The following is a 17,878-nucleotide window of genomic DNA, read 5'->3' on the forward strand; positions in this document are numbered from 1 at the left end:
CTGCACCGGAGGCGTCCGGATGGATAGGGTCCCGGCAATGGCCCGTCGCGGAGGAGTGGACGACTTCTGGGCCCGGTGGCGCAGATCGGCGCACCGGGCCCGCATCGGGCTGCGCAGATCCGGGGTGGACTACTTCCGGGGCGACGGCTCCGACTGGATCGCGATGGCCGGTCTGCTGCTGACGATTCCGGCCATCACCTTCGCCACCATGGCCAGCCCGGTCTGGATCGACCCGGCCGCCCTCGCCCTGCCCATCGTCGCGGGCGGCCTCCTGTTGCGCCCCGCCAGCCTGCTCGGTCTGTACGCCACGGCCGCCGGCGCCCTGATCGTGGAGGCGCTCACCCTCGGCCCGTACCTGGACGGCCCGGCCAGGGTCACCCCGGGCACCGTGCTCGTGGTCGCCGCCTGCGGGTTCTTCGGGTTGATCCTCGCCCAGTTCCGGGCCAGGGTCGGCGTGCCCTGGCGGCGCGGCGGCACCATGCTCTTCGACCTGCGAGAACGCATCCGGGTGCAGAGCGCCCTGCCCCGGCTGCCCCAGGGCTGGCACCGCGAGATGGCCCTGCGCCCGGCCGGCGGCCAGTCCTTCTCCGGGGACTTCGTCGTCGCGGCCCGCACCCACGGCGGCCGGACGCTGGAGGTCGTCCTCACCGACGTCTCCGGCAAGGGCATGGACGCGGGATCCCGGGCCCTGCTGCTCTCCGGCGCCTTCGGTGGCTTGCTCGGCTCGCTGCCGCCGCACGGCTTCCTCGCCGCCGCCAACGGCTATCTGCTGCGGCAGGACTGGGACGAGGGGTTCGCGACCTCGATCCACCTGGTGCTGGACCTGGACTCCGGCGACTACGAGATCTTCTCGGCCGGTCATCCGCCCGCGCTCCAGCTGCACTCGGGCAGCGGGCAGTGGGAGGAGAAGTCGGGAGAGGGGCCGCTGCTCGGCGTCTACGACGGGGCCGAGTTCGACGCGGTGAAGGGTTCGCTAGCCCCGGGCGACGTGCTGATGCTCTTCACGGACGGACTGGTGGAGGCGTCCGACCGGGACATCGCCGAGGGGATCGACCGGCTGACCGGCGAGGCCGACCGCTATGTCTCCACCGGCTTCGAGGGCGCGGCCTGGCATCTGATCGAGGCCTGCGCCAAGGACGTCAACGACGACCGGGCGCTGCTGCTGCTCTCGCGTCGGCACTGAGGGAGCACGCGTCAACGGAGAGGTGCCCATCACCCGCGAGTGATCATGTGGTGCTCGTCACTCACGGGTGCGGCACGAGGACACCTCTCCGCTTCCGTTCAGACCGACACCGGGATCTGATCCTGATCCTTGTCGCCACCGTTCTGCCCGTCGCGTCCGCCGGGGAGGATCCTGGCCAGCCAGTGCGAGCGCCCGGCCGCCAGGGGTGCGAGGACGGCGAGCAGCAGCACATAGCCGGCGATGAACGGCGAGAGCCGCTCGTCCAGCCCAGCGCCCGCCGCCATCGTGGCCAGGATGAGCGCGAACTCGCCCCGGGCCACCAGCGTGGTGGCGATGTTGGCCGTGGCCTGCGCGCCGAAGCTGTAGATCCTGGAGGCCGCGAGACCCGCGGCCAGGTTCATCGCGAGCGTCAGGACGACGGCCGCCAGCACCGGCCAGAGGACGCTCAGGAGGTCGCCCGGGTCGATGGAGAGACCGAAGGCGAAGAAGAAGATCGCGCCGAACGCGTCCCGCAGCGGGTGGACCAGCTTGAGGATGCGCTCGCCGGACGTGGTCGAGCCGAGCATCAGACCGACCATGAAGGCACCGATCGCGTCGGCGACGCCGAACATCTCGGAGACTCCGGCGACGAACACCGCGGCACCGAGGAAGGAGATGACGAGGAGCTCGTCGTCCTTGGTGTTCATCAGCTTGCCGATGAGCTTCGTCCCGAACCGGGCGGCCAGGGCGAGCAGCAGCAGGAAGCCGAAGGCCTTGCCGCCGTCGACGAGCATCGCCGAGAGGCTGTCCGCGCCGGACAGGATCGGCTGGAGAGCCGCGAGGTAGAGGGCGAGGAAGACGTCCTCGACGACGATGATGCCGAGGATCGGCCGGGTCTCCGGGTTACCGATACGCCCCAGGTCCACCAGGATCTTGGTCACGATGGCGGACGAGGATATGCCGAGCACACCGGCGAGGACGAGGGCCTCCGACGTACCCCAGCCGAGCGCGAGACCGAAGCCGAGCCCGGCTCCCACGTTCAGGGCCAGATAGGTCCCGCCCGCGATGGCCATCTTGCGGCCACCCGACTTGAGGTCGTCCGTGTGGAACTCGAGCCCCAGGTAGAAGAGCAGGAGGACGAGTCCCAGCGCGGAGAGCATCTCCAGGTCGTGCGGGTTGGAGAGGAGCGTGTAACCGGGGGTGTGGGGGCCGAGAAGGATGCCGGCCAGGATGAACAGGGGGATCGTGGGCAGCCCGATGCGGCCGCCGAGGCGGGCGAGGACGGCAGCGGCCAGGAAGGCGCCGCCCATGGCGAGGAGGGTGTCTGCGTGTCCGATGAGCCAGTTCCTTCGGGAGTAGGTCAAGAGGGCGTCAAGAAACCATCAGTAATTAGTTTACCGAACGATTAATCGTGCAAACGGTGAGGCCGTCATATTGTCAGCTTTGGGCTGTTTCGGAACGGCGGCCCTAACCGGCAACACCGCAGGCCGGAGGGGGTGCTGACGCGCCGCCGTAGAGTCGGGCCATGTCCGGCAACCATCTGAACCTGGCCCAGGTCGAGGCTCTGGCCCGCGAGGCCCATGCGACGCAGACCGACAAGGCGGGCCGCCCCTACACGGAACACCTGGCAGCGGTGGCCGAGGGCGTACGGGTGCGCGGCGGCAGCGACCGGCAGATCGCCGCGGCCTGGCTGCACGACGCGATCGAGGACGGTGCGCTCTCCGCACGGTGGCTGGCGGAGGCCGCGCTGCCGCAGGAGGTCAAGGACATGGTCCTGGCCGTCACCAAGCGGCCGGGCGAGGAACTGCCCGCGTACACCCGGCGGATCCTCGCCACCCCGGGCGCGCTGCTCGTCAAGGAGGCGGATCTGGCCCACAACGCGGATCCGGCCCGCCTCGCGGTCCTGGAGGAGCCGACCCGTACCCGGCTGACGGCGAAGTATGCGCAGGTGCGGGGGCTGTTGGGGCTGACCGGAACAGAATCACCCTCCGACCGAAAGGATTCGGCCAACCCGGAAACGCAGTGATCCACCCGCGGCCGCCGCCACGGGTGGATCGAAAAGCAGGAGAGCGAGCAGAGGAACGGGTTCAGCGCTTCGCCGGATCCTTCCGGAACGCCCACTTCATGTCCGGTTCGGTGGCGAACTTCAGGGTCCGGGCCACCGGCGGCGAGCACATGAGCGTCACCGCGCCCGCGGCCACGACCGAGACGATCACCAGGCCGACGGGGCCGGAGAGCCAGGTGTGCCGGTCGAACAGGCCCGTGTACACGGCACCCTTGATCAGGAAGCCGTGGAGCAGATAGCCGCAGATCGTCCCGGCGCCCAGCGCCGTGAACCACATCTTCCGGCGCGGTACCCATGCCAGGAAACCGATGGTCAGCGCCAGGGCGCAGCCGAACAGGGCCAGGGACATCACCGCACCCGACCACCACGGAGCGTCCATCTCCTGGGCGCTGTTGGCGCGGTAGAGCCAGCCGAGCTGCATGCGCGGGGCGATCCAGTACGCGAACAGCAGCGCGCCCGCGAACAGCGGCAGGGCGAGCAGTCGCACCTCGCGGCGCCGGACCAGCTGGAAGTGTTCGGGCTTCATCAGCAGACCGAGGACGAAGAACGGCAGGAACTGGAAGACCCGCTGCAGATCCAGGTCGTCGCCGATGTCGGGGGAGATCGAGGCCAGCATCGCGATGGCGAGCGCCACCGGCAGCGGGTGGCGCAGGGTGCGCCAGACCGGCGTGGTGACCCGCCAGATGAACAGGGCGATCAGGAACCACGTCAGGTACAGCGGGTCGACCAGGCTGATGGAGGTGTCGGGTGCGTCGTCCACGTACCGTTTGAAGAGCGAATAGGCCGTCTCGAACAGCACGTACGGCACGGCGACCCCGGTGATCAGGCGCTTCACCTTGGGCGCGGACATGTCGAACGTACGGGAGAAGTAGCCGGAGATGAGGATGAAGGCCGGCATGTGGAACGTGTACACGATCATGTAGAGCGCCCGGGCGGCCCGGCTGCCGTCCATCACCGGTTCCCAGGCGTGCGCCACCGCGACCAGGACGATGGCCAGGTACTTCACGTTGTCGAAGTAGGGATCACGCCGCTGCGGCGCTGTCGGCGGCGCTCCGGTGCGGGTCGGGGCGGCGGTCGTGGGGGCGGGTGTCTGCTCGCGTCCGGGCTCCGGCTCCCGGGTCACCGGGGGGAGCGGGGCCCTTGTGAATACGCTCGGAGCTTGGAACATCTGAGGCACCTTAGACCCGTCGATTGCCGCGCGTAAAACCGCGTTGAGATATCGCGTGTTCCCCTTCATTCGCAGGTGAATCAGTCGAACACTGCCCGCTATGACACGCTTGATCCCGCTTAAACAGGGCATATCGGCGGGGAGTTGGGCGAGTGAATTACGTTGCGCCTGGCGGCTCGAATTCCCTGTGAACGACCTGTGGGGATAGGGAAACGGTCGCCGTGGCCGGAGTCGGCGAATATGTGGCCCCACGGATTACGCGGCGGAAGTGCGGGTGTCCGGCGTGGAGCCCCGGTGAGCTGGGCAGGATGGCGGGATCCCGTCAGTGTGATCCGTCACCCGGCAGCAGACACCGGGGAGTTGGTGGCACGATGGGTGCGACGGGGCGCGCAGTGGTGCACGTTTCCGGGCCGGCAAGGCGGACCGACCGAGGGTGTGATCAGACGTGGCTATTTCACTGTCTATGGTGCTGCTGTTCGCGGTCATCCTGGTGGTGCTGATCCGTGGGGGCTCCATCAAGCCCGGCCCCGCCCTCGTCGCCGTGCTCTTCGGGTTCTTCCTGGCGTCGACCGGCATGGCCCCGTCGATCAACAGGTTCATGAACTCGATAGCGGACACGATCAACCAGATCAGCTTCTGAAGGACCAACTCCTGAGGGGCGGCCGCGACCGCCGCGCGGCCCGTGTACGCAAGAGGCCCGGTCCGACGGTGACGTCGGACCGGGCCCAGGCGTGGAGCGGGCGACGGGAATCGAACCCGCGTAGCTAGTTTGGAAGACTAGGGCTCTACCATTGAGCTACGCCCGCGAGCGGTGCACCGCAGGTCCGGGGACCGCGGCACGGAAAGCATCGTAGCGGGTCGGGGGCGCTCTCCGCACACCCGTTGACACGGCCGCCGGACCGCCGCTCCCCGGCCACCCCGTAAAGCGGCCGACGCGCGGCTCCGGTGCATGTACCCTACGTGTCGCACCGACGGGGTGTGGCGCAGCTTGGTAGCGCGTCCGCTTTGGGAGCGGAAGGTCGTCGGTTCGAATCCGGCCACCCCGACCACCGGCAAGATCGCATTGTGGGAGTCCTCCCCCTTGCCGTTACTATGCAAATTGCGTGCCCGTGTGTCTGATGTACCGGGCTCGGTCCGCGAAGCCACCAATCAGGCGGCCCAGCAGAACCCCAAGAAGTCAGCCACCAAGGAGACCGAACCGTGAAGAGCGCCGTGGAGACCCTGAACCCGACTCGGGTTCGGCTCAGCATCGAGGTGCCCTTCGAGGAGCTCAAGGACAGCCTCGACGCGGCGTACAAGAAGATCAACCAGCAGGTCACGGTGAAGGGCTTCCGCAAGGGCAAGATCCCCGCCCGGGTCATCGACCAGCGGTTCGGCCGCGGTGCTGTGCTGGAGGAGGCCGTCAACGACGCCCTCCCGAAGTTCTACACCGAGGCGGTCAACGAGGGTGAGCTGAACGTCCTCGGCCAGCCCGAGGTCGACATCACCGAGCTGAAGGACGGCGAGCTGCTGGCCTTCACCGCCGAGGTTGACGTACGCCCCGAGATCGAGATTCCGGACTACTCCGGCATCGAGGTCACCGTCGACGCCCTCGAGGTCACCGACGAAGAGGTCGAGAAGGCCGTGGAGCAGCTGCGCGAGCGCTTCGCCTCCACCAACCCGGTCGAGCGCGCCGCCGCCGACGGCGACGTCGTCACGATCGACCTGGAGGCCAAGGTCGACGGCGAGGTCCTGGAGGACGGCGTGGCCGCGGGTGTCTCGTACACCATCGGTTCCGGCGAGCTCCTCGACGGCATCGACGAGGCCGTGACCGGCCTGGAGGCCGGTGGCGAGGCCACCTTCACCTCCGAGCTGAAGGGCGGCTCCGCCGAGGGCAAGGCCGCGGAGGTCACCGTCAAGGTCACCGCCGTCGCCGCCCGTGAGCTCCCCGAGCTGGACGACGACTTCGCCCAGATGGCCAGCGAGTTCGACACGCTGGAGGAGCTGAAGGCCGACAGCCGCAAGCGCCTGGAGACCACCAAGCAGTACGACCAGGCCACCCAGGCCCAGGAGCGCGTCCTGGAGGAGCTGCTGAAGCTCGCCGAGGTCCCGATCCCGGAGAAGCTGCTCGCGGACGAGGTCCAGACCCGCAAGCACAACCTGGAGCACCACCAGCTCGGTCAGATGGGTCTCGACCTCGAGAAGTACCTCGAGATCCAGGGCAAGACCCTGGAGGAGTTCGAGAACGAGACCTCCGAGCAGGCCATCAAGGGCATCAAGACCCAGTTCATCCTGGACGAGCTCGTCAACAAGGAGAAGCTGAACGTCAACCAGGAGGAGCTCACCGAGCACCTCATGCGGCGTGCTGCCTCCTCCGGCATGAGCCCCGACCAGTTCGCCCAGGCCGTCGTCGAGGGTGGCCAGGTGCCGATGCTCGTCGGCGAGGTCGCCCGCGGCAAGGCGCTCGCCGTCGTCGTCGAGGCCGCCAAGGTCGTCGACACCAACGGTGAGGTCGTCGACCTCGAGGACGACGAGGAAGAGACCACGGAGGCGGCCGCCGAGGCCACCACCGAGGACAAGGCCGAGGAGAAGAACGAGGCCTGAGCCTCGCGCTGTCCGACGCCGGCCACGCGCTGACCGGCACGACGGGCCCCGGACGCACCACACGCGTCCGGGGCCCGTCGCCGTATCCCTCGCATCGCTGTGCGGCCCCGGAACCCCTGTGCCCCCTGCGGAGCTTGCGCTCCCAGCGAACAGTTGCGGAACCGGGATGGCGTTGTCCCACCTGCGCGTTAGGGTCCATGAAGAGGAAGGGTGGGGGAGTCCCTCACCCGCCCGGTACGAAGACGCTGAGACGGCCGGAGCCGTCAGAGACGAGCAGGTGGATACGTGACGAATCTGATGCCCTACGCCGCCGGAGAGCCGTCCCTCGGTGGAGGCCTCGGTGACCAGGTCTACAGCCGACTGCTCGGCGAGCGCATCATCTTCCTCGGTCAGCAGGTCGACGATGACATCGCCAACAAGATCACCGCACAGCTCCTGCTCCTTGCCGCCGACCCGGACAAGGACATCTACCTCTACATCAACAGCCCCGGTGGTTCGGTGACGGCCGGCATGGCGGTCTACGACACCATGCAGTACATCCCGAACGACGTGGTCACCATCGGGATGGGCATGGCGGCCTCGATGGGCCAGTTCCTGCTCACCGGCGGTGCCGCGGGCAAGCGCTTCGCGCTCCCCAACACCGACATCCTCATGCACCAGGGTTCGGCCGGTATCGGCGGAACGGCATCGGACATCAAGATCCAGGCCCAGTACCTGCTCCGCACCAAGACGCGCATGGCCGAGATCACTGCCCGCCACTCCGGCCAGACCATCGAGACGATCATCCGCGACGGCGACCGCGACCGCTGGTACACGGCGGAGGAGGCCAAGGACTACGGCCTCATCGACGAGATCATCACGGTCGCGTCGGGTATCCCGGGCGGCGGCGGCACGGGTGCCTGATCCGGTTCCCCCGGACCGGCAGCACCTCCCGCACACCTCTCGTACGCCGAGACCCCCAGCCCACAGAACGCCACCAGGATGGTGAACACCCACATGAACAACTTCTCCGGCGTCTCCGCGAGCGGCCTCTACACCGGCCCGCAGGTGGACAACCGCTACGTCGTCCCGCGCTTCGTGGAGCGCACCTCGCAGGGTGTGCGTGAGTACGACCCGTACGCGAAGCTCTTCGAGGAGCGCGTGATCTTCCTCGGCGTCCAGATCGACGACGCCTCGGCCAACGACGTCATGGCGCAGCTGCTCTGCCTGGAGTCGATGGACCCGGACCGCGACATCTCGATCTACATCAACAGCCCCGGCGGCTCGTTCACCGCGCTCACCGCGATCTACGACACGATGCAGTTCGTGAAGCCGGACATCCAGACGGTCTGCATGGGCCAGGCCGCCTCCGCCGCCGCCGTCCTGCTCGCCGCCGGCACCCCGGGCAAGCGCATGGCGCTCCCGCACGCCCGCGTCCTGATCCACCAGCCGTCCTCGCAGACGGGCCGCGAGCAGCTCTCCGACCTGGAGATCGCGGCCAACGAGATCCTCCGGATGCGTACGCAGCTGGAGCAGATGCTGGCCCGCCACTCGACGACCCCGCTGGAGAAGATCAGCGAGGACATCGAGCGTGACAAGATCCTCACGGCCGAGGACGCCCTGGCGTACGGGCTCGTCGACCAGATCGTGTCCACCCGCAAGACGACCGCGGGCGCATCGGTCTGACGTCGGTCTTTCCCCTTGGCACATTCCGTTTGCACGGTCTCGGCCGTGTGAACCGTGCCAAGGGGGGCCCGAACGGGGGCCCAGGCAAGGTACCGTCGGATAGAGGCACCAGGAGCCGCTGAACCAGGCGGCCTCCCAGGCGAAGGGGAAGCAACCTCGTGGCACGCATCGGTGATGGCGGCGACCTGCTCAAGTGCTCGTTCTGTGGCAAGAGCCAGAAGCAGGTGAAGAAGCTCATCGCGGGACCCGGTGTGTACATCTGCGACGAGTGCATCGATCTCTGCAACGAGATCATCGAGGAGGAGCTCGCGGAGACGAGCGAGGTCCGCTGGGAAGAGCTTCCCAAGCCCCGCGAGATCTACGAGTTCCTCGAGGGGTACGTCGTCGGGCAGGAGCCCGCGAAGAAGGCCCTCTCGGTCGCGGTGTACAACCACTACAAGCGGGTCCAGGCCGGGGAGAACGGCGGCGGCGCGAATCGTGAGGACGCGATCGAGCTCGCCAAGTCGAACATCCTGCTGCTGGGCCCCACCGGCTCCGGCAAGACGCTCCTCGCGCAGACCCTGGCCCGCATGCTCAACGTCCCGTTCGCCATCGCGGACGCCACCGCGCTGACGGAGGCCGGCTATGTCGGCGAGGACGTCGAGAACATCCTGCTGAAGCTGATCCAGGCGGCGGACTACGACGTCAAGAAGGCCGAGACCGGGATCATCTACATCGACGAGATCGACAAGGTCGCCCGCAAGAGCGAGAACCCGTCGATCACCCGCGATGTCTCCGGCGAGGGCGTCCAGCAGGCCCTGCTGAAGATCCTGGAGGGCACCACCGCCTCCGTGCCGCCGCAGGGCGGACGGAAGCACCCGCACCAGGAGTTCATCCAGATCGACACGACGAACGTGCTGTTCATCGTGGGCGGCGCCTTCTCCGGACTGGAGAAGATCATCGAGTCCCGGGCCGGCGCCAAGGGCATCGGGTTCGGCGCCACGATCCGCTCCAAGCTGGAGATCCAGGCGAGCGACCAGTTCCAGGAGGTCATGCCGGAGGATCTGGTGAAGTTCGGGATGATCCCCGAGTTCATCGGCCGCCTCCCCGTGCTGACCTCGGTCCACAACCTGGACCGCGAGGCGCTGCTCCAGATCCTCATCGAGCCGCGCAACGCCCTGGTCAAGCAGTACCAGCGCCTCTTCGAACTCGACGGCGTGGAGCTGGAGTTCGAGCGCGAGGCGCTGGAGGCCATCGCCGACCAGGCGATCCTGCGCCAGACCGGAGCGCGCGGCCTGCGCGCCATCATGGAGGAAGTCCTCCAGTCCGTGATGTACGAGGTCCCGTCCCGCAAGGACGTCGCCCGCGTGGTCATCACGCCGGACGTCGTCCGCAACCACGTCAACCCGACGCTGGTCCCGCGCGAGCCGCGCACGATCGGCAAGAACGACGGCGGCCGCCACGAGAAGTCCGCGTAGCGACAGCGCGGTTTCCTACGCCGAAGGGGCGCCCACCGGTCAACCGGTGGGCGCCCCTTCGGGGTTGAGCGGGTCAGATCTTGGTGCGCGAGGTGTTGTAGAGCTTGGCGGCGAGGGCGGCCACGTCGTCCTGGGGGATGCCCTTGCCGGTCAGGGCACCGCCGATGTCCACGGCGAGGACCATTCCGACGGTGCTGTAGTCGGCCCAGATGCAGACCGGGGTGATGACCTCCTTCGGCCCCTTCGCGAGGGTGCCGTCGGCCTTGTCGTTGATCGTCTTGATGTCCTGGCACCGCATCAGAGCGCCGTCGAAACCGGCCGGCTTGACGTCCTTGGGGCTGCCGATGAGCGAGACCTTGCCGCCGTTGCTGCTCTCGCTCATCTTCTTCTCGGCGTCGCCGAAGGAATTGTTGATGACCTTGGCCGGGTCCTCGACCTCGCCCCAGTACCCCTGGAGCAGGAGCATCTTCTGCGTGAGCGGGTTGTCCTTCGAACCGCTCTGGTACTGGGCGCCGGCCTGCTGCGGGTCCTTGACGCCCGCGGCTTCGGCATCGGTCTTCGACTTCCCCGTCAGCGGGCCGGACCGGTCAGGCTTGGACGGGTCCTTCGCGTAGTCGTCCACGGAGGCGGCCGGCGTCAGCTTGTAGCCCTTGGTGGAGTCGGCCACGTCACTGTTGCTCGCGCCGCCCGCCGCGAAGAACCAGACCCCGGCCCCGATGACCGCCAGCGCCAGCACGGACGCCCCCACGATCAGCCCGATCTTCTTCTTCGGCTGCTGCGGCGGGTACGGCGGCTGCCCCCCGTACGCCGGCTGACCGCCGTACGGGGGAGTGGGCGGCTGCTGCCCGTACGGGCCGGGCTGCTGGGGCTGCGGGTAGCCGTAGCCGGGCTGGCCCTGCGGCGGGGTGCCGTGACCGGGCTGCCCCTGCGGCTGCTGCCCGTACGGGCCGGGCTGCTGCGGGGGGACGCCCTGGGGGGCCTGCTGGGGGTAGCCGTAGCCGGGCTGGCCCTGCGGGGGGCCCTGCGGCGGCGGACCGCCGTACGGCCCGGGCTGCTGTCCGTACGGTCCGCTCTGGCCCTGCGGCGGCTGCCCACCGTACGGGCCCGGCTGGTTGTAGCTCATTGCGGTGTCCCCTCCAGAATTTTTATGCGTTGCGAACATCCTGACGGAAGCCGCCCTGACATGGGCCATCGGCCCGGACACCGTTACTGAACCAATCCGTTTCAGTGCAGAGCTGTGACGGCCCTAAACTGTCCCCCGTGACCGAGAACTCATCGCAGCAGCCAGCCAGCAACCCCGAACTGCCGACCCAGTACGCGCCGGCCGATGTAGAGGGGAAGCTGTACGAGCGCTGGGTAGAGCGTGGTTACTTCGAAGCCGACGAGCACAGCGACAAGCCGCCCTACAGCATCGTCATCCCGCCGCCGAACGTCACCGGCTCCCTCCACCTGGGCCATGCCTTCGAGCACACCCTGATCGACGCCCTCGTCCGCCGGAAGCGGATGCAGGGGTTCGAGGCGCTCTACCAGCCGGGCATGGACCACGCCGGAATCGCCACCCAGAACGTCGTCGAGCGCGAGCTCGGCAAGGAGGGCAAGTCCCGCCACGACCTGGGCCGTGAGGCCTTCGTCGAGCGCGTCTGGCAGTGGAAGAACGAGTCCGGCGGCCAGATCTCCGGCCAGATGCGCCGCCTCGGCGAAGGCGTCGCCTGGTCCCGTGAGCGCTTCACCATGGACGAGGGCCTCTCCAAGGCCGTCCAGACCGTCTTCAAGCAGATGTACGACGACGGGCTGATCTACCGCGCCGAGCGCATCATCAACTGGTGCCCGCGCTGTCTCACCGCGATCTCCGACATCGAGGTCGAGTACCAGGAGGACGACGGCGAGCTCGTCTCCATGACGTACGGGGAGGGTGACGAGACCATCGTCGTCGCCACCACCCGCGCCGAGACGATGCTCGGTGACACCGCCGTCGCCGTCCACCCCGACGACAAGCGCTATCAGCACCTGATCGGCAAGCAGATCAAGCTGCCGCTGACCGACCGTACGATCCCGGTCGTCGCCGACCACCACGTCGACCCGGAGTTCGGCACCGGCGCGGTCAAGGTGACCCCCGCGCACGACCCGAACGACTTCGAGATCGGCAACCGCCACGACCTGCCGTTCATCACCGTCCTCGACGAGCGCGCGGTCATCACCGTCCCGGGCCCCTTCGAGGGCCTGGACCGTCTGGAGGCCCGCTCCGCGATCGTCGCCGCGCTGCGCGCCGACGGCCGGATCGTCGCCGAGAAGCGGCCGTACGTCCACTCCGTCGGCCACTGCTCGCGCTGCAAGACCACCATCGAGCCGCGCCTCTCCCTCCAGTGGTGGGTCAAGGTCGCCCCGCTCGCCGAGGCCGCCGGTGACGCGGTCCGCGACGGCAAGGTCAAGATCCACCCGCAGGAGATGGAGAAGCGGTACTTCGACTGGGTCGACAACCTCCACGACTGGTGCATCTCGCGCCAGCTCTGGTGGGGCCACCGCATCCCCGTCTGGTACGGCCCGAACGGCGAGGTCGTCTGCGTCGGACCGGACGACGAGGCGCCCACCGGCGAGGGCTGGACCCAGGACAGCGACGTCCTGGACACCTGGTTCTCCTCGGGCCTGTGGCCCTTCTCCACCCTCGGCTGGCCCGAACGGACCGACAGCCTCGCGAAGTTCTACCCGAACTCCGTCCTGGTCACCGGCTACGACATCCTCTTCTTCTGGGTCGCCCGGATGATGATGTTCGGCCTGTACGTCAACGACGGCGTCCCGCCTTTCGGCACCATCGTCCTGCACGGCATGGTCCGCGACGAGCACGGCAAGAAGATGTCGAAGTCCTTCGGCAACGTGGTCAACCCGCTGGACTGGATGGACAAGTACGGCTCCGACGCCCTGCGCTTCACCCTCGCGCGCGGTGCCAACCCCGGCACCGACGTCCCGATCGGCGAGGACTGGGTCCAGGGTTCGGCGAAGTTCTCCAACAAGATCTGGAACGCCACCCGCTTCGCCCTGATGAACGGCGCCACGATCGAGGGCGACCTGCCCCCGGTCGAGGAGATGTCGGTCACCGACCGCTGGATCCTGTCGCGTCTCAACAAGACGGTCGCGGACGTCGACGCGTTCTACGACGACTTCCAGTTCGCCAAGATCAGCGAGGCGCTGCGCCACTTCGCGTGGGACGAGGTCTTCGACTGGTACGTCGAGCTCTCCAAGACCACGTTCTTCGCGGGCGGCCGTCCGGCCGAGGTCTCGGGCCGGGTCCTCGGCGAGGTCCTGGACGTGATGCTGCGCCTGCTCCACCCGATCGTCCCGTTCGTCACGGAGGCGCTGTGGACCGCGCTCACCGGGCGCGAGTCGATCGTCATCGCCGAGTGGCCGGGCGACTCCGGCTTCCGCGACGACGCGGCCGAGAAGGAGATCGAGCTCGTCCAGCAGGTCGTCACCGAGGTCCGCCGCTTCCGTAACGACCAGGGCCTCCAGCCCGGCCAGAAGGTCCCGGCCGAGCTCACCCTGACCGGCACGGCGCTCGCCCCGCACGAGGCGGCCATCCGCCAACTGCTGCGGCTCCAGCCCGCGGGCGACGGCTTCCACGCCACCGCCTCGCTCCCGGTCGCCGGGGCCACCGTCGCCCTGGACCTCTCCGGCACGATCGACGTCCCGGCCGAGCGCAAGCGGCTCACCAAGGACCTGGAGGCGGCGCAGAAGGAGAAGGCGCAGGCCACCGGGAAGCTCGGCAACGAGGCGTTCCTGGCCAAGGCCCCGGACAACGTGGTCGACAAGATCCGCGGCCGGCTCTCCAAGGCCGAGGCCGACATCGAGCGGATCTCCGCCCAGCTGGCGGCCCTCCCCGCGAGCTGATCAGCTGAGCGCGAAGCCCCCGCACCCCCGACCGACCGGGGTAGCGGGGGCTTCGCCGTACCGCCGCACGGCAGTCTGCCGGGCGCTGCGCGCGATGTCGGTGCCCATCCGTAGACTGGACCCCGTGAGTGAGCCCCGCCCTTCAGACCGGCACGACGCGTCCCAGCCCGACGACACCTTCGAGGAGATCGTCGGCGAAGAGACCCAGCGCGACCCCGACCTGGCGGTGATCGAAGCCGGGAGCCGCACCCTGCGCACCTACGCGGGTTCCCCCCAGGGCGAAGCGGTCCCCGCCCGACCCACCGACCCCGAGACCGACCAGGCGCTGCGCGCGGTGGAGCAGGAGCTCGCCGGACGCTGGGGCGAGACCAAGCTGGAGCCCTCCGTCACGCGCATCGCCGCCCTGATGGACGTGCTCGGCGAGCCGCAGCGCGCCTACCCCTCGATCCACATCACGGGGACCAATGGCAAGACCTCCACGGCCCGCATGATCGAGGCCCTGCTCAACGCGTTCGAGCTGCGCACCGGCCGTTACACCTCGCCGCACGTCCAGTCGATCACCGAGCGAATCAGCCTCGACGGCTCCCCGATCGAGCCCGAGCGGTTCATCGAGACGTACGAGGACATCAAGCCGTACGTCGAGATGGTCGACGCCCAGCAGCCCTACCGGCTCTCCTTCTTCGAGGTGCTCACCGGCATGGCGTACGCGGCCTTCGCCGACGCGCCCGTCGACGTGGCGGTCGTCGAGGTCGGCATGGGCGGCACCTGGGACGCGACCAACGTCATCGACTCCACGGTCGCCGTCGTCACCCCGATCTCGCTGGACCACACCGACCGCCTCGGCACCACGCCCGCCGAGATCGCCGGGGAGAAGTCCGGTGTCATCAAGCAGGGCGCCACGGTCATCCTGGCGCAGCAGCCGGTGGACGCCGCGCAGGTGATGCTGAAGAAGGCCGTCGAGGTGGACGCCACCGTGGCCCGCGAGGGCATGGAGTTCGGTGTCACCTCCCGCGAGGTCGCCGTCGGCGGACAGCTGCTGACCCTGCGCGGGCTGGGCGGTGAGTACGAGGACATCTTCCTTCCGCTGTACGGGGCCCACCAGGCGCACAACGCCGCGGTGGCGCTCTCGGCCGTCGAGGCGTTCTTCGGCATCGGCGCCGAGCAGGCCCGTTCCCTCGACATCGACGCCATCCGCAAGGCGTTCGCCGCGGTGATCTCGCCCGGTCGGCTGGAGGTCGTGCGCTCCAGCCCGACCGTCGTCCTGGACGCCGCGCACAACCCGGCGGGAGCCCGGGCCGCGGCGGACGGCATCTCCGAGGCGTTCAGCTTCTCCCGGCTCATCGGCGTGGTCGGCACCAGCGGCGACAAGGACGTGCGCGGGCTCCTGGAAGCCTTCGAGCCGATCTTCGCCGAGGTCGTCGTCACCCAGAACTCCACCGACCGCGCGATGGACGCGGACGAGCTGGCCGCCATCGCCGTCGAGGTCTTCGGCGACGACCGGGTCCAGGTCGAACCGCGTCTCGACGACGCGCTGGAGGCGGCGATCACGCTGGCCGAGGAGGACGACGAGTACGCGGGCGCCGGGGTCCTGGTGACCGGATCGGTGATCACGGTCGGCGAGGCCCGGCTGCTTCTGGGAAGGGGCTGAGCCAGGGATGCGTACGCTCTGCGCCTCGACGCTGCTCGGTGAGTTCTTCGTGATCGGCTTCGCCGGACTCGTCGCGATGAAGCTGGACGACGTCTCCCAGGCCACGGTCTGGACGATCTGCGGCGCCGGCATGGTGCTGTCCCTGCTGCTCTGCGGGATGCTCGGCCGGCCCGGTGGCGTCCAGCTCGGCTGGGCGCTCCAGGTCGCGCTGGTCCTCAGCGGCTTCGTGGTCCCGATGATGTTCATCCTCGGCCTGGTCTTCAGCGGACTGTGGTGGGCCTCCATCCACTACGGCCGCAAGATCGACGAGGCCAAGGCCCGCTGGGCGGACCAGCAGGAGCAGCAGGAGGCCGGCGGGGCCACGGCCTGACCTGACGGCAGGTGCCCGGGGTCCGAAGGTGACCCTGAGTGAACCCGGGCGCAGACCCCTCTCCGTATCCCTGTAATCTCGCCTCACCGCACCCGTAGTGTCTGCAAGGAGCCGCACATGACCCAGCGCACCCTCGTCCTGCTCAAGCCCGACGCGGTCCGCCGCGGCCTGATCGGCGAGATCGTCGGCCGGATCGAGCGCAAGGCGGAGTGGCGGATCACCGCGCTGGAGCTGCGCACCCTGGACCACGACACGCTGGAGCAGCACTACGGGGAGCACAAGGGCCGGCCGTTCTACGAGCCGCTCATGGAGTTCATGGCCTCCGGCCCGGTCGTCGCCCTGGTGGCCGAAGGTGAGCGGGTGATCGAGGGCGTCCGTGCCCTGGCCGGCCCCACCGACCCGATCGCCGCCGCGCCCGGGTCCATCCGCGGTGACTTCGGCACGATCACCCGGGAGAACCTCATCCACGCCTCGGACTCGCAGGAGTCCGCAGAGCGAGAACTGAAGCTTTTCTTTCCGGGACTTTCCTGACCCGATCGGCCAAACAGCGCTGCCTGCCTGGGGCGACCGAAGTAATTCGGTCGCCCTTCGGCATAGGGTTCGGTCTCGCGGGAACGCATCCCTCCGACGTAACGTCACCATGGGTGGAACGGACAGCCGTTCCGCCCACACCGGCGAAGGACCCTCGCGCTGTGTCCGTGCATACGGCACTACGATGGAAGCTTCCACGCCCGCAGCGCCAACCTCGCCTACCAGAACAAGCCATCTTCGCTACCTGGGAAGGCCCGACGCATCCTCATGGGGAACAAGGGGAACTCAATGTCGTTCATCGGCCGTGACATGGCTATCGACCTCGGGACTGCCAACACGCTGGTGTACGTCAGGGGGCGCGGCATCGTCCTGAACGAGCCGTCCGTCGTGGCCATCAACACCAACACCGGCGGGATCCTGGCGGTCGGCTCCGAGGCCAAGAAGATGATCGGGCGCACGCCCGGCAACATCGTTGCCGTGCGGCCCCTGAAGGACGGCGTGATCGCCGACTTCGAGATCACGGAGCGGATGCTCCGCTACTTCATCCTCAAGATCCACAAGCGTCGCTACCTGGCCCGCCCCCGGGTGGTCGTCTGCGTGCCCTCCGGTATCACCGGGGTCGAGCGCCGCGCCGTCATCGAGGCGTCGACGCAGGCGGGCGCGCGCCAGGTGCACATCATCGAGGAGCCCATGGCCGCCGCAATCGGCTCGGGCCTGCCGGTCCACGAGGCCACGGGCAACATGGTCGTCGACATCGGTGGCGGTACCACCGAGGTCGCGGTGATCTCGCTCGGCGGAATCGTCACTGCCCAGTCGATCCGGACCGCCGGTGACGAGCTGGACAACGCGATCATCCAGCACATCAAGAAGGAGTACTCGCTCCTTCTCGGTGAGCGGACCGCAGAGCAGATCAAGATCACGATCGGTTCCGCGTTCGACCTGGAGAAGGACGAGCACACCGAGATCCGTGGCCGGGACCTGGTCTCCGGGCTGCCCAAGACGGTCGTCATCTCGGCCGCCGAGGTCCGCAAGGCGATCGAGGAGCCGGTCAACGCGATCGTCGACGCCGTGAAGACGACGCTGGACAAGTGCCCGCCCGAGCTCTCCGGCGACATCATGGACCGCGGCATCGTCCTCACCGGCGGCGGCGCGCTGCTGCGCGGCCTGGACGAGCGGCTGCGCCACGAGACGGGCATGCCGATCCACATCGCCGAGGACCCGCTGGACTCCGTGGCGCTCGGCTCCGGCAAGTGCGTCGAGGAGTTCGAGGCGCTCCAACAGGTGCTGGACGCCCAGCCCCGCCGGTAGGACAGCCGGAACCGTCACCCGATCCGGCGCGCGGACGCT

The 17,878-nt window shown here is 68.6% G+C and carries 15 protein-coding genes and 2 tRNA genes; 13 read left to right on the forward strand and 4 right to left on the reverse strand.

Annotation, left to right across the window (positions count from 1 at the left end; translation table 11 throughout):
- The first annotated feature begins 37 nt into the window (after positions 1–37).
- Positions 38–1,183: a PP2C family protein-serine/threonine phosphatase gene (locus AMK21_RS01950; RefSeq protein ID WP_073873508.1), complete on the forward strand. Its 1,146-nt coding sequence runs from the start codon at positions 38–40 to the stop codon at positions 1,181–1,183.
- Positions 1,184–1,281: 98 nt separating this feature from the next.
- On the opposite strand, the gene AMK21_RS01955 is transcribed toward AMK21_RS01950, so the two are convergent.
- On the reverse strand, positions 1,282–2,472 hold the full coding sequence (locus tag AMK21_RS01955) for a cation:proton antiporter (protein WP_073873510.1): 1,191 nt from the start codon (positions 2,470–2,472) through the stop codon (positions 1,282–1,284).
- A 215-nt stretch (positions 2,473–2,687) separates the two neighbouring features.
- Here AMK21_RS01955 and AMK21_RS01960 point away from each other — a divergent pair, with 215 nt between their 5' ends.
- Positions 2,688–3,188 carry an HD domain-containing protein gene (locus AMK21_RS01960; protein WP_073873512.1) on the forward strand — a complete coding sequence of 167 codons (501 nt, stop codon included), beginning with the start codon at positions 2,688–2,690 and terminating at the stop codon, positions 3,186–3,188.
- A 61-nt stretch (positions 3,189–3,249) separates the two neighbouring features.
- Here the strand turns inward: AMK21_RS01960 and AMK21_RS01965 are convergent, their stop codons facing one another.
- Positions 3,250–4,395, reverse strand: coding sequence for an acyltransferase family protein (locus tag AMK21_RS01965; protein ID WP_073873514.1), 1,146 nt, complete (start codon positions 4,393–4,395; stop codon positions 3,250–3,252).
- A gap of 445 nt (positions 4,396–4,840) precedes the next feature.
- On the opposite strand from AMK21_RS01965, the gene AMK21_RS01970 reads away from it, so the two are divergent.
- Entirely contained in the window at positions 4,841–5,035 is a 195-nt protein-coding gene (locus tag AMK21_RS01970; RefSeq protein WP_026241379.1) for a hypothetical protein, read from the forward strand.
- Between the two features lie 92 nt (positions 5,036–5,127).
- Here the strand turns inward: AMK21_RS01970 and AMK21_RS01975 are convergent.
- Positions 5,128–5,201, reverse strand: a tRNA-Gly gene (locus tag AMK21_RS01975).
- A 166-nt stretch (positions 5,202–5,367) separates the two neighbouring features.
- Between AMK21_RS01975 and AMK21_RS01980 the strand changes: the two genes are divergently transcribed.
- From AMK21_RS01980 to clpX, 5 genes are all read left to right on the forward strand, one after another.
- Positions 5,368–5,444: transfer RNA gene (locus AMK21_RS01980), tRNA-Pro, on the forward strand.
- 151 nt (positions 5,445–5,595) lie between these two features.
- Positions 5,596–6,978 carry a trigger factor gene (gene tig / locus AMK21_RS01985; protein ID WP_073873516.1) on the forward strand — a complete coding sequence of 461 codons (1,383 nt, stop codon included), beginning with the start codon at positions 5,596–5,598 and terminating at the stop codon, positions 6,976–6,978.
- 297 nt (positions 6,979–7,275) lie between these two features.
- Positions 7,276–7,881 carry an ATP-dependent Clp protease proteolytic subunit gene (locus AMK21_RS01990; RefSeq protein ID WP_073873518.1) on the forward strand — a complete coding sequence of 202 codons (606 nt, stop codon included), beginning with the start codon at positions 7,276–7,278 and terminating at the stop codon, positions 7,879–7,881.
- Between the two features lie 78 nt (positions 7,882–7,959).
- The gene (locus AMK21_RS01995) at positions 7,960–8,643 is read left to right on the forward strand and encodes an ATP-dependent Clp protease proteolytic subunit (protein WP_073873520.1); all 684 of its coding nucleotides are present in this window, start codon (positions 7,960–7,962) and stop codon (positions 8,641–8,643) included.
- Positions 8,644–8,801: 158 nt separating this feature from the next.
- Positions 8,802–10,100: an ATP-dependent Clp protease ATP-binding subunit ClpX gene (gene clpX, locus AMK21_RS02000; protein WP_030563667.1), complete on the forward strand. Its 1,299-nt coding sequence runs from the start codon at positions 8,802–8,804 to the stop codon at positions 10,098–10,100.
- Between the two features lie 73 nt (positions 10,101–10,173).
- Here clpX and AMK21_RS02005 read toward each other — a convergent pair whose 3' ends face one another.
- Positions 10,174–11,223: a hypothetical protein gene (locus AMK21_RS02005; RefSeq protein ID WP_073873522.1), complete on the reverse strand. Its 1,050-nt coding sequence runs from the start codon at positions 11,221–11,223 to the stop codon at positions 10,174–10,176.
- A 137-nt stretch (positions 11,224–11,360) separates the two neighbouring features.
- On the opposite strand from AMK21_RS02005, the gene AMK21_RS02010 reads away from it, so the two are divergent.
- From AMK21_RS02010 to AMK21_RS02030, 5 genes are all read left to right on the forward strand, one after another.
- Positions 11,361–13,982 carry a valine--tRNA ligase gene (locus AMK21_RS02010; protein ID WP_073873524.1) on the forward strand — a complete coding sequence of 874 codons (2,622 nt, stop codon included), beginning with the start codon at positions 11,361–11,363 and terminating at the stop codon, positions 13,980–13,982.
- A 124-nt stretch (positions 13,983–14,106) separates the two neighbouring features.
- Positions 14,107–15,630 carry a bifunctional tetrahydrofolate synthase/dihydrofolate synthase gene (folC, locus tag AMK21_RS02015; protein WP_030563661.1) on the forward strand — a complete coding sequence of 508 codons (1,524 nt, stop codon included), beginning with the start codon at positions 14,107–14,109 and terminating at the stop codon, positions 15,628–15,630.
- 7 nt (positions 15,631–15,637) lie between these two features.
- The gene (locus AMK21_RS02020) at positions 15,638–16,000 is read left to right on the forward strand and encodes a DUF4233 domain-containing protein (RefSeq protein WP_073873526.1); all 363 of its coding nucleotides are present in this window, start codon (positions 15,638–15,640) and stop codon (positions 15,998–16,000) included.
- A 117-nt stretch (positions 16,001–16,117) separates the two neighbouring features.
- On the forward strand, positions 16,118–16,531 hold the full coding sequence (gene ndk, locus AMK21_RS02025; RefSeq protein WP_018487161.1) for a nucleoside-diphosphate kinase: 414 nt from the start codon (positions 16,118–16,120) through the stop codon (positions 16,529–16,531).
- Positions 16,532–16,819: 288 nt separating this feature from the next.
- Entirely contained in the window at positions 16,820–17,839 is a 1,020-nt protein-coding gene (locus AMK21_RS02030; protein ID WP_015608503.1) for a rod shape-determining protein, read from the forward strand.
- Positions 17,840–17,878 lie beyond the last annotated feature (39 nt).

The organism is Streptomyces sp. CB00316 (genome assembly GCF_001905595.1).
In the GTDB taxonomy this organism is placed as follows: Bacteria; Actinomycetota; Actinomycetes; order Streptomycetales; family Streptomycetaceae; genus Streptomyces.

What these genes read in the sequence shown, in the direction of transcription:
- AMK21_RS01950 (WP_073873508.1), top strand. Translation starts at nt 38, where the DNA reads ATGGCCCGTCGCGGAGGAGTGGACGACTTCTGGGCCCGGTGGCGCAGA.
- AMK21_RS01955 (WP_073873510.1), bottom strand. Translation starts at nt 2,472, where the DNA reads ATGGGCGGCGCCTTCCTGGCCGCTGCCGTCCTCGCCCGCCTCGGCGGC.
- AMK21_RS01960 (WP_073873512.1), top strand. Translation starts at nt 2,688, where the DNA reads ATGTCCGGCAACCATCTGAACCTGGCCCAGGTCGAGGCTCTGGCCCGC.
- AMK21_RS01965 (WP_073873514.1), bottom strand. Translation starts at nt 4,395, where the DNA reads ATGTTCCAAGCTCCGAGCGTATTCACAAGGGCCCCGCTCCCCCCGGTG.
- AMK21_RS01990 (WP_073873518.1), top strand. Translation starts at nt 7,276, where the DNA reads ATGCCCTACGCCGCCGGAGAGCCGTCCCTCGGTGGAGGCCTCGGTGAC.
- AMK21_RS01995 (WP_073873520.1), top strand. Translation starts at nt 7,960, where the DNA reads ATGGTGAACACCCACATGAACAACTTCTCCGGCGTCTCCGCGAGCGGC.
- AMK21_RS02005 (WP_073873522.1), bottom strand. Translation starts at nt 11,223, where the DNA reads ATGAGCTACAACCAGCCGGGCCCGTACGGTGGGCAGCCGCCGCAGGGC.
- AMK21_RS02020 (WP_073873526.1), top strand. Translation starts at nt 15,638, where the DNA reads ATGCGTACGCTCTGCGCCTCGACGCTGCTCGGTGAGTTCTTCGTGATC.
- ndk (WP_018487161.1), top strand. Translation starts at nt 16,118, where the DNA reads ATGACCCAGCGCACCCTCGTCCTGCTCAAGCCCGACGCGGTCCGCCGC.
- AMK21_RS02030 (WP_015608503.1), top strand. Translation starts at nt 16,820, where the DNA reads ATGTCGTTCATCGGCCGTGACATGGCTATCGACCTCGGGACTGCCAAC.